At 64.6% G+C, this 13,501-nt stretch carries 14 protein-coding genes and 1 pseudogene; 7 read left to right on the top strand and 8 right to left on the bottom strand.

From position 1 onward, the window contains the following. Positions 1-7 precede the first annotated feature (7 nt). On the top strand, positions 8-1,144 hold the full coding sequence (locus EJ071_RS04235; protein ID WP_126102478.1) for an ABC transporter permease: 1,137 nt from the start codon (positions 8-10) through the stop codon (positions 1,142-1,144). A 241-nt stretch (positions 1,145-1,385) separates the two neighbouring features. Here the strand turns inward: EJ071_RS04235 and EJ071_RS04245 are convergent, their stop codons facing one another. Next, a complete protein-coding gene (locus EJ071_RS04245) occupies positions 1,386-2,363 on the bottom strand; it encodes a threonine/serine dehydratase (protein ID WP_126096954.1) in 978 nt (325 codons plus the stop codon). Between the two features lie 215 nt (positions 2,364-2,578). Then, complete coding sequence (locus EJ071_RS04250) at positions 2,579-2,902, bottom strand: hypothetical protein (RefSeq protein ID WP_126096955.1); 324 nt, start codon at positions 2,900-2,902, stop codon at positions 2,579-2,581. Between the two features lie 170 nt (positions 2,903-3,072). Between EJ071_RS04250 and mbfA the strand changes: the two genes are divergently transcribed. Continuing rightward, entirely contained in the window at positions 3,073-4,056 is a 984-nt protein-coding gene (gene mbfA, locus EJ071_RS04255; protein WP_126096956.1) for an iron exporter MbfA, read from the top strand. A 157-nt stretch (positions 4,057-4,213) separates the two neighbouring features. On the opposite strand, the gene EJ071_RS04260 is transcribed toward mbfA, so the two are convergent. Both EJ071_RS04260 and EJ071_RS04265 read right to left on the bottom strand, forming a co-directional pair. After that, positions 4,214-4,558 (bottom strand): antibiotic biosynthesis monooxygenase, encoded by a 345-nt coding sequence (locus tag EJ071_RS04260; protein WP_126096957.1) that lies wholly within the window; start codon positions 4,556-4,558, stop codon positions 4,214-4,216. A gap of 27 nt (positions 4,559-4,585) precedes the next feature. Continuing rightward, positions 4,586-4,909: an NIPSNAP family protein gene (locus tag EJ071_RS04265; protein WP_126096958.1), complete on the bottom strand. Its 324-nt coding sequence runs from the start codon at positions 4,907-4,909 to the stop codon at positions 4,586-4,588. 169 nt (positions 4,910-5,078) lie between these two features. On the opposite strand from EJ071_RS04265, the gene EJ071_RS04270 reads away from it, so the two are divergent. Continuing rightward, the gene (locus EJ071_RS04270) at positions 5,079-5,753 is read left to right on the top strand and encodes a winged helix-turn-helix domain-containing protein (RefSeq protein WP_126096959.1); all 675 of its coding nucleotides are present in this window, start codon (positions 5,079-5,081) and stop codon (positions 5,751-5,753) included. Positions 5,754-5,969: 216 nt separating this feature from the next. Here EJ071_RS04270 and ligD read toward each other — a convergent pair whose 3' ends face one another. The 3 genes from ligD to EJ071_RS04290 all read right to left on the bottom strand — a co-directional run bounded on the left by ligD (position 5,970) and on the right by EJ071_RS04290 (position 10,091). Then, positions 5,970-8,492 carry a DNA ligase D gene (ligD, locus tag EJ071_RS04280; RefSeq protein ID WP_126096960.1) on the bottom strand — a complete coding sequence of 841 codons (2,523 nt, stop codon included), beginning with the start codon at positions 8,490-8,492 and terminating at the stop codon, positions 5,970-5,972. A 12-nt stretch (positions 8,493-8,504) separates the two neighbouring features. After that, positions 8,505-9,404 carry a Ku protein gene (locus EJ071_RS04285; protein ID WP_126096961.1) on the bottom strand — a complete coding sequence of 300 codons (900 nt, stop codon included), beginning with the start codon at positions 9,402-9,404 and terminating at the stop codon, positions 8,505-8,507. 183 nt (positions 9,405-9,587) lie between these two features. Then, positions 9,588-10,091, bottom strand: coding sequence for a ferritin-like domain-containing protein (locus EJ071_RS04290; RefSeq protein ID WP_126096962.1), 504 nt, complete (start codon positions 10,089-10,091; stop codon positions 9,588-9,590). 392 nt (positions 10,092-10,483) lie between these two features. On the opposite strand from EJ071_RS04290, the gene EJ071_RS04295 reads away from it, so the two are divergent. The 4 genes and pseudogenes from EJ071_RS04295 to EJ071_RS39155 form a co-directional block, all read left to right on the top strand. Then, entirely contained in the window at positions 10,484-10,630 is a 147-nt protein-coding gene (locus EJ071_RS04295) for a hypothetical protein (RefSeq protein ID WP_126096963.1), read from the top strand. Positions 10,631-10,809: 179 nt separating this feature from the next. Further along, on the top strand, positions 10,810-11,259 hold the full coding sequence (locus EJ071_RS04300) for a DCC1-like thiol-disulfide oxidoreductase family protein (protein ID WP_126096964.1): 450 nt from the start codon (positions 10,810-10,812) through the stop codon (positions 11,257-11,259). A gap of 190 nt (positions 11,260-11,449) precedes the next feature. Then, positions 11,450-12,775: a saccharopine dehydrogenase NADP-binding domain-containing protein gene (locus EJ071_RS04305; RefSeq protein WP_245460167.1), complete on the top strand. Its 1,326-nt coding sequence runs from the start codon at positions 11,450-11,452 to the stop codon at positions 12,773-12,775. Beyond that, positions 12,667-13,041, top strand: a pseudogene (locus tag EJ071_RS39155) (DUF4166 domain-containing protein); the annotation flags it as partial. The gene EJ071_RS04305 and the pseudogene EJ071_RS39155, both read left to right, overlap by 109 nt. 44 nt (positions 13,042-13,085) lie before the next feature. Here the strand turns inward: EJ071_RS39155 and EJ071_RS04310 are convergent. Beyond that, positions 13,086-13,463, bottom strand: coding sequence for a DUF1850 domain-containing protein (locus tag EJ071_RS04310; RefSeq protein ID WP_126096965.1), 378 nt, complete (start codon positions 13,461-13,463; stop codon positions 13,086-13,088). Positions 13,464-13,501: the final 38 nt, after the last annotated feature.

A 13,501-nucleotide genomic window follows, 5' to 3' on the forward strand; every position in this document is an offset into this window, starting at 1 on the left:
AGATGGCTTGAGAGCGGTCTTCTCCTTCGCGAGACTCGGCGCGCTGCTGATCAAGGAGTTCATCCAGATGCGGCGCGACCGCATCACCTTCGCCATGATGCTCGGCGTGCCGCTGATCCAGCTGGTGCTGTTCGGCTATGCCATCAACAACGATCCGAAGAGCCTGCCGGCCGCGCTGGTCGCGACCAGCAGCGATCCCTATACGCGGGCGATGGTCTCGGCGCTGCAGACGACCGGCTACTACCGTTTCGACCATGTGGCGCAAAGCGCTGCCGAAGCCGAGTTCCTGATGGCGCGCGGCGACGTCGCCTTCGTCGTCACCATCCCAGCCGATTTCGCGCGGCGGGTGGAGCGCGGCGACAACCCGCAGATCCTGATCGAGGCCGACGCCACCGACCCGGCGGTGGCCAGCGGCGCCATCTCGACGCTGAGCACCGTTGCCGGCCAGGCGCTGCTGAGAGCGCAGGGCATGCAGGAAGCGGCCAAGGAGGCGGCGCGCGGCCAGCTCGATGTCGTGGTGCACCGCCGCTACAACCCGGAAGGCATCTCGCAATACAACATCGTTCCCGGCCTGCTCGGCGTCATCCTGCAGATGACGATGGTGATGATGACTTCGATCGCGCTGACTCGCGAGACCGAGCGCGGCACGATGGAAAATCTGCTCGCTATGCCCTCCAGTCCGCTTGAGATCATGCTGGGCAAGGTGCTGCCCTATCTGGTCGTCGGCGCGGTGCAGGTGGTGGTGGTGCTGGCGGCGGCGAAGCTTCTGTTTTCGATACCTTTCATGGGCTCGCTGTCGCTCTTGTTGTCGGCGGTGCTGGTGTTCGTGTTGGCGCTGGTGCTGCTCGGCTACACGATCTCGACGATCGCACGCACGCAGATGCAGGCGCTGCAGCTCACCTTCTTCTTCTTCCTGCCCTCGATCATGCTGTCGGGCTTCATGTTCCCCTATCGCGGCATGCCGGGCTGGGCGCAGATCTTCGGCGAGATTTTTCCGCTGACGCATTTCCTGCGCATCACCCGCGCCGTCATGCTGAAGGGCGCCGAGCTGCCGGCGGTGGCGACCGAGATCGGCTGGCTGGTGGTGTTCGTGGCGTTGTTTGCCGGCGTGGCGCTGGTGCGGTTCAGGCGGACGCTGGATTGAAGTCACCGAAGACTTCTTGCACACAAAAGCCTAAGGCCGGCGGGACAGCACCCCCTCTGCCCTACCGGGCATCTGCCCCGCAAGGGGGAGATTGGCAGCTCCGGCGCTCCGCTTCTCCTGTGACGTTGGAGATTGGCGAAAGCGGCGGCGACAGCTGATCTCCCCCCTTGCGGGGGAGATGTCCGGCAGGACAGAGGGGGTGCTCAAGCGCGGCACTTCCAGCGTGGGGCCGCTGCACCTCTTAGGCCGTGGCCATGATCTGCGCATAAGTGCCGAAATCGACATTGCCGCCGGAAAGCACCACCGCCACGCATTTGCCGGCGAGGTCGATCTCGCCGGATGACAGCGCCGCGAGCGCGACACAGCCGCCGGGCTCGACCACCAGCTTCAGATGGGCCATGGCGTCGCGCATCGCTTGCGCGGCGGCCCTGTCGGAGACCGCGATGGCGCCGGCGAGATTTTTGCGGTTGATCTCGAAGGTGATGGCGCCGGGTTCGGCGGTAAGCAGCGCATCGCAGATCGAGGTGTGGCCGGGCTCGTTCGGGACCCTTTCGCCCTTGGCGAGCGAGCGGCGCGTGTCGTCGAAATGTTCCGGCTCGACCGCCCAGACTGCGGTGCCCGGCGAAGCATCCTTGACAGCGACGGAAATGCCGCTCGACAGACCGCCGCCGCCGCAGGGCACGACGACAGCATCGAGGCTGACGCCCAATGCCTTCGCTTGCCTCATCAGCTCCAGCCCGATGGTGCCCTGGCCGGCAATGATGGCCGGATCGTCGAAGGGCGGCACCAGCACCATGCCCTTCTCGATATAGGGACGAACGACGGTCATGCGGTCGTCCTTGAAGCGGTCGAACGGCACCACCTCGGCGCCCATCTTGCGGACATTGCCCACTTTAAGCGCCGGCGCGTCGACAGGCATGGCGATGACCGCCCTGACGCCGAACATGGCGGCCGAAGCGGCAACGCCTTGCGCGTGATTTCCGGAAGAAAAGGCAACGACGCCGCGGCTGCGCTCCTCTTCGCTCAGCGACGACAATTTGTTGTAGGCGCCGCGGATCTTGAAGGAACCGGTGCGCTGCAGCGTCTCCGGCTTGAACAGGATGCGGCCGCCATGGCGCTTGTTGAGCTCCGGCGATTCGATCAGCGGCGTTTCCACGACCAGGCCGGAAAGCCGCGCGGCGGCGGCGTGGATGTCGGAGATGCCGGGGAGAGTGGTCATGGGTGTGGTCTCGCGGAAAAACGGTGAACCTATGCTGCCCGGAAATTATGCCGGCGCGCCAACGAAAAAATGTGATGGAGACAATGTTTGGGATGCGACAGACGGCGAAGCGCGTAATCTCCCCCCTTGCGGGGGAGATTGGCAGCTTTAGCGCCGACGCCCTTCCTGAAGTACGCCACGGTGAGACGACCCTCTGGCCGTCTCTCGGCAGCCGCTCACCCCAACAACGTCCTTGCCCTCTTCTTGCCGCCCAGCTTGCGCCAGCTGTTGAAGCGGTGGGTGGCGGCGGCGAAGGAGATCTTCATCTGCTGGGCGACCGTATAGCGCGACTTGCCCTCGTCGAACATGCGGTAGCAGCACTCGACGCCCTCACCGGTCAGCTTGCCGTCCGGCGTCTTGTTGTGCGGATTGGCCGGATCGAATTTCTCGGCCTGCTGCTCGACCAGGCCCTTGAGGCGCTGCAGGTCGGCCTCGATGCCGGCGATGAGATCGAGAACGGGCTTCACGTCGAACGAATGCGGGGGCTTCTTTTCCGTCATGCCTTGTTTCCTTGGATTTGGGCTGATGCGCTTCATATAGGTGAACATTCGGCAATAATGAAGGGTGCGTCGCCGGACCGACGAATTCCGTGCGCCCGACGACGTCCGTGATTGACCCTCGCCTTACGAGTCCCTAGTTTAGAACTATTCTAAACTAGGGTGATTTCCTCATGCTTTCCCGTGTTTTCGGCTTCGGCCGCCGCTCCTTCGATTCGCTGTCGGAGCAGGAGATCCTGGCGCTGGCGATCTCTTCCGAAGAGGACGATGGACGCATCTACCGCGCCTATGCCGACGGGCTGGCGCAAGATTTTCCGCAATCGGCCAAGGTGTTCGAGGCGATCGCCGAGGAGGAAGACGGCCATCGCGATTCCCTCATCGAGCTCCACCGCAAGCGCTTCGGCGAGCGCATCCCGCTGATCCGGCGCGAGCATGTGAAGGGCTATTACGAGCGCAAGCCGGACTGGCTGGTGCGGCCACTCGGCATCGAGCATGTGCGCCGCCAGGCCGAGGACATGGAGCGGCAGGCCTACCGCTTCTATGTCGAGGCGGCCAAGCGCACCACCGATGCTTCGACCCGAAAACTGCTCGACGAACTGGCCTCGGCCGAGCTCGGCCATGAGAATTCCGCGCATGAACTGGAGCAGGAGCACGTGCCGGGCGCGGTGAAGGTGGAGGAAGCGAGCGCCGAGCAGCGCCAGTTCATCCTCACCTATGTGCAGCCGGGGCTGGCCGGGCTGATGGACGGCTCGGTGTCGACGCTGGCGCCGATCTTCGCCGCGGCGTTTGCCACACACCAGACGTTCCAGACCTTCCTCGTCGGCCTCGCCGCCTCTATCGGCGCCGGCATCTCGATGGGTTTCACCGAAGTGGCCTCCGACGACGGCAAGCTGTCGGGACGCGGCTCGCCGGTGAAGCGCGGTCTGACGGTCGGCATCATGACGACGCTGGGCGGGCTCGGCCACGCGCTGCCCTACCTCATCCCCTATTTCTGGACGGCAACGATCGTCGCCGCGATCGTGGTGTTCTTCGAGCTGTGGGCGATCGCCTTCATCCAGAACCGCTACATGCAGACGCCTTTCTGGCGCGCCGCCTTCCAGGTGGTGCTGGGCGGCGCGCTGGTGTTTGCGGCGGGCGTGCTGATCGGGAATGCGTAACTGGGAAGGTTCGCGCTGCCCCTCATCCGCCTGCCGGCACCTTCTCCCCGTGAAAAACGGGGAGAAGGGATAAGCTCCAGCGCTGGCGATCCCCTCTCCCCGTTTTTCACGGGGAGAGGGTAAGGGTGAGGGGCAGCGCCGAGCTCGGCGATTTCACTCACCCGTTCACCGCCCGGCTGTCCTGTGGCGCCTCAGCCCTTTCGTTGAGCCCATAGTCGCGCACGACATGGGCGATGCGCAGACGATAGCCGGCAAAAATTCCGCCGCGTCCCGCCTTTTGCGCCTGGCGATGCTCCTCCGTGTTGCGCCAGAACTTCACCGCTTCCTCGTCGCGCCAGAACGACAGCGAGAGCACGCGCTTCGGGTCGGTCAGGCTCTGGAAACGCTCGACCGAGATGAAGCCGTCGATGCTCTCGAGCAGGGGCCTGAGCTCCGCGGCGATGCCGAGATAGGCATCGCGTTTTCCCTCGGCCGGCTCCACCTCGAAGATGACAGCGATCATGCCTCTATCCCTTCCCTGACAGTGACGTCAGTTTGAAAGACCTGTCGTGGGCCATGCGGTCCCGAAGACGCGATCCTCCTTGAGGATGAATTTCTCGCGCCGCGCGAACTCGTAGTTTGCCTTGCCGGCGGGGTCGGCGGCAAGCCGGGCGCGATAGGCTTCGTAGGCGGCGAGGTTCTCGATGTTGTAGGCGGCGTAAGCCGTGGTCGCCGAACCCTCATGCGGCGCGAAATAGCCGATTAGGTCGGCGCCGCAGCGCGGAATGGCCTGGCCCCAGGCGCGCGCATATTGCTCGAAGGCAGCCTTGCCGAACGGGTCGATCTCGTAGCGGATGAAGCAGGTGATGGTCATTCTCGGTCTCCTCGTCGGTTGGCTATTGGCGACGATGGTTCGACCGCGGTCGAAACATCGCTTCACTCGGTGTGCTAGGCATTCTCGTGTCAGGAGCGTTTGCCGCACTGCTTGAGCTGACCCGAGAATAGTGCTTTCGTTGCGGGAATGCTTCGATGGAGATCGAACCATGCGTGAAGGACCGGACATCGCCCGCATCGCCGGCCTGGTCGGCGATCCGGCCCGCGCCAACATGCTCAACGCGCTGATGGGCGGCACGGCGCTGACCGCATCGGAACTGGCGCTGGAAGCCGGCGTGTCGCTCCCCACCGCTTCCTCGCATCTGTCGAAGCTGATGGATGGCGGGCTGCTGACGCTCGCGAGCCAGGGCCGGCACCGCTATTACGGCCTCGCCGGCCCGCAGGTGGCGGGCATGATCGAGGCGATCATCGGCGTCGCCGAGGCGGTCGGCCCGAAGCGGGTGCGGCCGGGACCGCGCGATGCTGCGATGCGCGTGGCCCGCGTTTGCTACGATCATCTCGCCGGCGAGCAGGCGGTGGCGATGCTCGACCGCCTGGTCGACAGAAAGCTGCTGCTGCGCGAAGAAAACGAGATCAGGCTCTCACCATCCGGCGTCTCGCATTTTTCCGCGCTCGGCATCGAGATCCATGCCAAGGCGCGCCGCCCGGTGTGCCGCGCCTGCCTCGACTGGAGCGTGCGGCGATCGCACTTGGCCGGCACGCTGGGCGCCGCCATCCTCGACAAGATCATCGCCGAGAAATGGGCGCGGCGCGAAAAGGACAGCCGCGCCGTGGTGTTCTCGCCGAAGGGCAAGCAGGCGTTCGAGAGGGTGTTTCTGGCGTAGGGCTGCGCCGCAATGATAACCACGCAATGTCGGCGTGAGGCGCCCCCCTCTGCCCTGCCGGGCATCTCCCCCTCAAGGGGGAGATCAGCTGTCACGCCGCTCTTCGCCAATAGCCAATGTTGCAGGAGAGTCGCCTGCGCCGAAGCTGCCAATCTCCCCCTTGAGGGGGAGATGTCCGGCAGGACAGAGGGGGGCGCTGTCCCTCGGCATTGAAAATTACCCCCGCTTCAACACCTTCCCCAGCTTGAAGAAATCCTTCCACGGATCGGCCTTCTTCAGCTCACTCAACGTCGTGTCGTCGCCGAGCGGGAAGGCGTTGGGCGCAAGACCCTTTTCAAGCTCCGGCCATGTCACCGGCATCGATACCGTCGCGCCCTTCTTGGCGCGCGACGAGTAGGGCGCCACCGTGGTCGAGCCGCGACCGTTGCGCAGATAGTCGACGAAGATCTTGCCCGTGCGCGCCTTCTTCGACAGCGTCGCCGTGTAGCGGTCGGGCGATGCCTGCTCCAGGGCGCGGGCGAAGTCATGAGCAAAATCCTTGACCTCGTCCCAGTCCGCCGACGCTTTAAGCGGCACCAGCACGTGATAGCCCTTGCCGCCGGAGGTCTTGACCAGGTTCGGCAGCGACAGCTCGTCGAGCTGCTTATGGATGTCGAGCGCCGCCTTGCGCACAGCCTTCACATCGACGCCTTCGTCAGGGTCGAGGTCGAAGATGATCTGGTCGGGCTTTTCCAGTTGGTCGATGGTGGAGCCCCAGATATGGGCCTCGACAACGCCGTACTGGACGAGTGCCGCAAGCCCGTCGAAGTCCTTGATGAACAGGATCTCCTCGCCGTCGGTCGGATCCTTCATCCTGGCGATCTTGTCGCTCATGCCGGGCGAGGCATGTTTCTGGAAGAAGCGCTGACCATGGATGCCGTCGGGCGCCCGCACCAGGCTCAGCGGCCGGTTGACGACGAATTGTTCCATGCGCGGCCAGACCAGGGCGTAGTGGTCGAGCAGATCCTGCTTGGACACCTTTTCGTCGGGCCACAAAAGCTTGTCGGGATGCGAGAGTTTTATCGAGGTCATCGCGGTTCCGGCCGACGCCTTGGTTGCTACCTTGCCGCTGCTCGACTTTGTTTCGCTTCCGGCTTTGCCGTCGGCGTGTTTCGGCTTCTCCTGCACGACTTCCTCCGCCGGCTTGTCCTCGCGCAATCCCTGGAACGAGGCGTGGCGGATTATACGGTCGGATGTCCAGCTGCGAAACTCCACTTCGCCGACCAGCTCGGGCTTGACCCAGGTGAGGCCCTTGCCCTTCGGCACGGCCGCCGAGAACGGCGAGTCCTTCGCCTTCAGGCCGTCGAGCTTCTTCTTCAGATCCGTCATCACCTTGCCGGAAAAGCCGGTGCCGACACGGCCGGCATAATTGAGCTTGCCGCCCTCGAAATAACCGACCAAGAGCGAGCGCAGGCCGCGCCCGGTCTTGTCCGAGGGCAGATAGCCGCCGATGACGAATTCCTGGCGCAGCGTGCATTTCGACTTGATCCAGGTGAGGCCACGCCCGCTGCGGTACGGGGCGTCGGCGCGTTTCGAGACCACGCCTTCGAGGCCCATGCGGCAGACATGCTGCAGGATGATCTTGCCGGGCTCGGAAAAATGGTCGCTGAAGCGCAGCGCCGAGTTCTCCGGCTGCTCGCCGAGCAGTTCGGCCAAAGCCTGCTTGCGCTCGACCAGCGGCTCGCGGCGCAAATCCTCGCCGTCGAGCCGCATCAGATCGAAGACGTAGTAAATGAAGCGGCCGGTGCGGCGGGCCGAAAGGTCAGCCTGCAGCAGCGGAAAGGACGATATGCCGCTGTCGGCCAGCACGACGACCTCGCCGTCGATGACGGCGTCGCGGCATTTCAAGCCGGCAAGCGCCGCGGTGACCGGACCGTCGAATTTTTCCGTCCAGTCGAGGCCGGCGCGCGTCAGCAGCCTGACCTCGCTGCCGGCGATCTGCGCCTGCATGCGGTAGCCGTCGAATTTTACTTCATGCAGCCAATCGTCGCCTGAGGGCGCATTCTTTTCCAGTGTCGCCAACTGCGGCTCGATGAACTCCAGGCGCTTGGCGTGCCCGGCCTTAGCCTTGCGAGCGGCCGGTTTGTTGGAGTGCCAGACCTTCGGCTTCGCGCCCCTGGCCGCCTTGCCTTCGCCGACCTCCTCGACGGTCAGGCCGGACTTCACCGATTGCGGCTGGTCCTTGAGGATGTCCTCGCCGGGACGGGCGGCGGCATCGTCGGACTTGATCAGCAGCCAGTTGTCGCGCTTTTCGCCGGGACGGGGTTTCAGCCTGACCAGATGCCAGCGCCCGTGCAGCTTGTAGCCCTCGAGCTCGAAATCGATATGGCCTTTCTTCATGCCTTCGGCCGGGTCGCCGTCCGGAATCCATCGGCCGTCGTCCCAGACGATGACCGAGCCGCCGCCATACTCGCCCTTCGGGATGGTTCCCTCGAAGGACGCGTAGTCGATCGGGTGGTCCTCGACATGCACGGCCAGCCGCTTTTCATGCGGATCGAGGCTTGGGCCGCGTGTCACCGCCCAGCTCCACAGCACGCCTTCGTGTTCCAGCCGAAAATCGTAGTGGAGGCGGGTAGCGGCGTGCTTCTGGATGACGTAGATGCCGCCCGCCTCGCTTTTCTTTCGCCGAGGCACCTTGCCGGCCGGCTCGGCGGTTTTGCGGAAATCGCGCTTGGCATGATATTGCTCGAGGCCGGCCATGGCATCCTGCTCCTATGCGGATTTGCGGCTTCTGTGTTGACGGTGACTTCTATGCCGATTGTGACCGGGCGCGGCGGCCTTGGCTTTCGTCCGCCCCGGCGCTTTCGATGACGATTTGCCGGCTTTACCGCCGCCTTCCGCGCTCAGGCTCTTCTTCAGCGCGTCGAACAGGTTGACGACGTTGGACGGCTTCGGCGGCGCCTTGGCCTTGGGCGCCTTCTTGCCGGCCTTCTTGGCGCGGATCAGCTCGAGCAGCGCGTCCTCATAGCGGTCGTCGAATTTCGAGGCGTCGAACTTCGTCTTCTTGCTGTCGATGATGTGCTCCGCGAGGTCGATCATCTCGTCATCGGTCTTGGCTGCCTTGATCTCGTCGAAGACCGTGCTTGGCCGGCGCACGGTGTCGTCGTAGCGCAGCGTCGTCATCACCATGCCCTTGCCGAGCGGCTCGATCACCACGGGGCGCTCTCGGTTGTAGAGCACGATGCGTGCGAGGCCGGCCATCTTCTTCGCCGCCATCGCATCGCGGATGACGGCGAAAGCCTCTTGTGACACCTCGTCCGCCGGCGAGACGTAATAAGGCGTGTCGAGATAGATCTGCTGGATCGAGGATTTCTCGACGAAGCCGTCGAGGCCCAGCGTGTGCGAGGACTCGATCTCAACCGCCTCGATCTCGTCCTCCTCGACATGGACGAAGTCGCCGTCGCTGACCTCATAGCCCTTGATTTCATCGCCTTCCTCCAATGGCTTGCCGGTTTCGGCATCGACATAGATGCGTTTGACGGTGTTGCCGGTCTTGCGGTTGAGGATGCGGAAGGAAACCTTCTCGGCGTGGGTGACGACGTTGGTCAGCTCGATGGCGCAAGTGACCAGCGACAGTTTCAGATAACCCTTCCAGGCGGGGCGCGGTGCCATGGTGATCTCCTGCGCGATGCGATCCGAAGCGCGTTAGCCGTTGAATGCCGACCGCTTTCGTTCTGACGCAATCGCGAACGCAACGCTGCTACACTTTCGTCGTATCGCTCCGACCGCAACGGATAGGGGCTCGCCTGGGTTCCGGCGGAGCCGGCAGGCCGGTCACACATGGTGCCGGATCTATCACGCCGCCAGCAGGTTGATCCTGCTTTCCGCCATCTCGGTAAGCTTGCGGTCGGTCGCCTGCTCTTCCTTGAGGTTCTTGGCCAGAACATTGGCGCAGTCGCTGCGGCCGAGCTGCTTGGCCCAGGCGATCAGCGTGCCGTAGCGCGTCATCTCGTAATGCTCGACCGCCTGCGCGGATGCGATCAGCGCGGCATCGAGAACCTCGCGGTCGTCGATATCGCCGCTCACCTCGTCGGCTTCCTCGAGGATGCCGTCGATGGCGGGGCAGCTGACGGCCTTGGCCTTGACGCCATTGAGCTCGAACACCTGCTCGACGCGATCGATATGGCCCTTGGTCTGCTCGAGGTGCTTTTCGAAGCCGGCCTTCAGCTGCGGATCGGTCGCCTCGCCGATCATCTTCGGCAGCGTCCGCTCGATCTTTTTCTCGGCATAATAGATGTCGCGCAGCATATGGATGAAGAGGTCGTCCAGCGTCTTGATGTCTTTCGAAAAGAAACCCATGGCTGTTGCCTTCCATGCTTGTTCCGGGTTGGGGAATTCAATCGGCGGCGCGGCCGCCTTCGTCGGAGCCGCGGGCTTGAAGGAATCAACGTGTCCCTTCCGGGCCGGTTCCTGACCTTTTCCGGACGCGCAATGAAATTTCCGCGCCGGCCGAACGTGAAACAGAAGCGCGTCCAAGCGACATCGAGACGAAACATATGTGATGCAAAAGTCACACGGCCCGAAATCACGACAAGGGGCATCGAAAGACCGCGAATCAGCCGCATTCCGGCCACGATGCAACGGGTTTCGGACCAGAAATTAACATCGCGTTCACCGACTATTCACGCCTCGACGCTATGCTCTCGGACAATTCGGAAGGGACATCCGAAAACGGGACAGGGACAGGTAAAATGAACTTCTGGAACCACATCGCCGGCTATGCCGCCGCCATTCGCGAATTCGTCGCGCCGACCTATCGGCCGGAGCGCTACTACATGCGCGGCCCGGGTCCGGCCTGCGCCCGCCGCGGCAACTCGTTCGGCATCGGCACGCACTGAACACCATGCTCGACAGCCGCCACAACAGCCGGATCTGCAAGCCGGCCGCCGACACCCGCGCCACGACCTACCGTGACGAGCGCCCCGCCGTCGCCGACGGCAGGCGTGCGACAACGCCGCGACTTTGACGCCGCCGCCGGCTGGCTTAGTGTTTTGAGGCACAAGCAGCCGGGGCCGACATGACCGACCTGCCCGACCCGAACCGTCCGCCTCGATCCGAGTTCTTCGGCGCAAGCCAGCCGCTGATCGTCTTCGACGGCGTCTGCGTGTTCTGCTCGGGCTTTGTCCAGCTCATCCTCAAGCTCGACCGGGAAAAACGCTTCCGCTTCGCCACGGCGCAATCGCCGTTCGGCGAGGCGTTGTTCCGCAAATACGGCCTGGCAACCGACAATTACGAAACCAATCTCGCCATCATCGACGGCGCGGCCTTCACGAAGCTCGACAGTTTCATCGCCGTCATGGCCGCGCTCGGCTGGCCGTGGCGCGCCGCAAGGCTGCTGCTCGTCCTGCCGCGGCCGCTGCGCGACTGGCTCTACGACCGCGTCGCCAAGAACCGCTACGCGCTGTTCGGCAGGAAGGACAGCTGCGAAATCCCGTCCGCCGAATTGCGGCAACGGCTGATCGGCTAGAGCAATTCCAGGAAAAGTGTTTAGCGGTTTTCCGTCTGGAATTGCGTAAAAGCAAAGAGATAGAGCGGTTCGGCGTTTCCGTGAAACGGTGAACCGCTCTAGTGAATGTCGCCCAAAACTGCGCAGCGGCTTTGGGTCATCAAACAAAGATCTGAAGCGCGTCACGCTGTGGAAGGCATTGGGGGGTGGGATGAGGCTTCTGATCGTCGGCGGCTACGGAACCTTCGGCGGCCGCATCGTGCAGTTGCTGGAGACCGAGCCGCGCCTCACCCTGATCGTCGCCGGCCGCTCGCCGGGGAAGGCCAAGGCGTATTGCGAGGGCAGGGATCGCGCGAGGGCCAGGCTGGTGCCGGCGCTCTTCGATCGCGACGGCGATCTTGCCACACAATTGGCCGCGCTCGCGCCCGACATCCTCGTCGACGCAAGCGGCCCGTTCCAGGCCTATGGCGAGGGACGCTACCGGCTGATCGAGGCCTGCATGGCCGAGCGCATCAACTATCTCGACCTCGCCGACGGCTCGGACTTCGTCGCCGGCGTGGCAAGCTTCGACGCCGCCGCCAGGGAAGCAGGCGTTTTCGTGCTGTCCGGCGTGTCGAGCTTCCCGGTGCTGACGGCGGCGGTGGTGCGCCGGCTCTCATCCGAGATGGCGCGCGTCGAGAGCATCCGCGGCGGCATCGCGCCATCGCCTTTCGCGGGCGTCGGCGAGAACGTCATCCGCGCCATCGCCAGCTATGCCGGGCAGCCGGTGCAATTGGTTCGCGGCGGGCGGCCGGCCGAAGGCCGCCCGTTCACGGAACAGATGCGTTACACGATCGCGCCGCCCGGTCGCTTGCCGCTCAAAAAGACGCTGTTCTCGCTAGTCGACGTGCCGGACCTGCGCGCGCTGGCGGCGCTGTGGCCCGAGGCAAAAACGGTCTGGATGGGCGCGGGGCCGGTGCCGGAAGTGCTGCACCGCGCCCTGATCGGCCTGGCCTGGCTGGTTCGCGCCGGCCCGATCCCAACGCTGTCGCCGCTGGCGCCGCTGATGCACTGGGCGACCAACCGGCTCGCCTGGGGCGAGCATCGCGGCGGCATGTTCGTCGAGGTCGAAGGGGCGGACGAGGCGGGCGGGCCGATCAAACGATCCTGGCATCTCCTGGCCGAAGGCGATGACGGGCCGCTGATCCCGTCGATGGCGGTCGCAGCCTTGGTCGGCAAGGCGCTCGATGGCCGCACGCCTTTGCCGGGCGCCCGCGCGGCTGTGCGCGACGTCGAGCTGGAGGACTATGAAGCGCTCTTTGCCGGCAAGACGATCTACATCGGCTTCAGGGACGACACCGACAAGGGGAAGGCACTCTATCCGGATCTGCTCGGCGATGCCTGGAAGGCCTTCCCGCCGCAATCCGCGCCATGCATGAGGGAGCGGCAATGGCGGATGGACGCGCCAGCGTCGAACGCGGCAGCGGCATCCTTAGCCGGCTTGCCGCGCGCGTGGCCGGCTTCCCACCCGGCGCAGCCGATGTCCCCGTCAAGGTGAGGTTCGTTACCGGCGGGCAAGGCGAGACCTGGACGCGAACCTTCGGCGCGCACAGCTTTTCGAGCCGGCAGTTTGCCGGGCGCGGCCGCTCGCAACGTCTGCTTGCCGAGCGCTTCGGCCCGCTGACCTTCGCCATGGCGCTAGTGGCCGAGGAGAACCGGCTGTCGCTCGTGCTGCGCCGCTGGAGCTTTCTTGGCCTGCCTTTGCCGATGTGGCTTTGCCCGCGCTCGACATCCTACGAGACCGTCGAGGATGGCCGCTTCCGCTTCCATGTCGACATCTCGCACCCGCTCGCCGGACTGATCGTGCGCTATCGCGGCTGGCTCGTGCCGTCGCAGGATTCGAGCACCGTCGTCTCTCCCGCTGCCTTGCCCAGCTCGCGACAGCCTTTGGCCGTGCATAGCGTCCAGCCTTCCCCGGTGGCGCCGGATGCCGCGAGCACCAGGCGTGGCTGAGGTCCGATCCGCGGCGCATAGACCCACCAGCCGTTGCGCAGCACCGAGCCCTCGGGCGGGTCCATGCCGGCGCCGGAGCCCTTGACCCGCGCCTCGACGACCTGCAGCCCGACGGGCAGCACTTTCCAGTCTTCCCGCCAGCGCGTGCGCTCCACCGAATGCGTCCAGGACAAAGTGAAGGCGGCAACGGCGAGCGTCACCGTCTTGCCGGCGGCGAGAATGCACAGGCTCATATGGGGCTTTTCATTTGGTTGAGCATGATCTTCTCCGA

The organism is Mesorhizobium sp. M1B.F.Ca.ET.045.04.1.1, from assembly GCF_003952465.1.
GTDB lineage: Bacteria > Pseudomonadota > Alphaproteobacteria > Rhizobiales > Rhizobiaceae > Mesorhizobium > Mesorhizobium shonense.

What these genes read in the sequence shown, in the direction of transcription:
- EJ071_RS04245 (WP_126096954.1), bottom strand. Translation starts at nt 2,363, where the DNA reads ATGACCACTCTCCCCGGCATCTCCGACATCCACGCCGCCGCCGCGCGG.
- EJ071_RS04265 (WP_126096958.1), bottom strand. Translation starts at nt 4,909, where the DNA reads ATGACCATCACCTGCTTCATCCGCTACGAGATCGACCCGTTCGGCAAG.
- EJ071_RS04250 (WP_126096955.1), bottom strand. Translation starts at nt 2,902, where the DNA reads ATGACGGAAAAGAAGCCCCCGCATTCGTTCGACGTGAAGCCCGTTCTC.
- EJ071_RS04260 (WP_126096957.1), bottom strand. Translation starts at nt 4,558, where the DNA reads ATGATCGCTGTCATCTTCGAGGTGGAGCCGGCCGAGGGAAAACGCGAT.
- EJ071_RS04290 (WP_126096962.1), bottom strand. Translation starts at nt 10,091, where the DNA reads ATGGGTTTCTTTTCGAAAGACATCAAGACGCTGGACGACCTCTTCATC.
- EJ071_RS04300 (WP_126096964.1), top strand. Translation starts at nt 10,810, where the DNA reads ATGACCGACCTGCCCGACCCGAACCGTCCGCCTCGATCCGAGTTCTTC.
- mbfA (WP_126096956.1), top strand. Translation starts at nt 3,073, where the DNA reads ATGCTTTCCCGTGTTTTCGGCTTCGGCCGCCGCTCCTTCGATTCGCTG.
- EJ071_RS04305 (WP_245460167.1), top strand. Translation starts at nt 11,450, where the DNA reads ATGAGGCTTCTGATCGTCGGCGGCTACGGAACCTTCGGCGGCCGCATC.
- ligD (WP_126096960.1), bottom strand. Translation starts at nt 8,492, where the DNA reads ATGGCCGGCCTCGAGCAATATCATGCCAAGCGCGATTTCCGCAAAACC.
- EJ071_RS04285 (WP_126096961.1), bottom strand. Translation starts at nt 9,404, where the DNA reads ATGGCACCGCGCCCCGCCTGGAAGGGTTATCTGAAACTGTCGCTGGTC.
- EJ071_RS04270 (WP_126096959.1), top strand. Translation starts at nt 5,079, where the DNA reads ATGCGTGAAGGACCGGACATCGCCCGCATCGCCGGCCTGGTCGGCGAT.
- EJ071_RS04295 (WP_126096963.1), top strand. Translation starts at nt 10,484, where the DNA reads ATGAACTTCTGGAACCACATCGCCGGCTATGCCGCCGCCATTCGCGAA.
- EJ071_RS04310 (WP_126096965.1), bottom strand. Translation starts at nt 13,463, where the DNA reads ATGAGCCTGTGCATTCTCGCCGCCGGCAAGACGGTGACGCTCGCCGTT.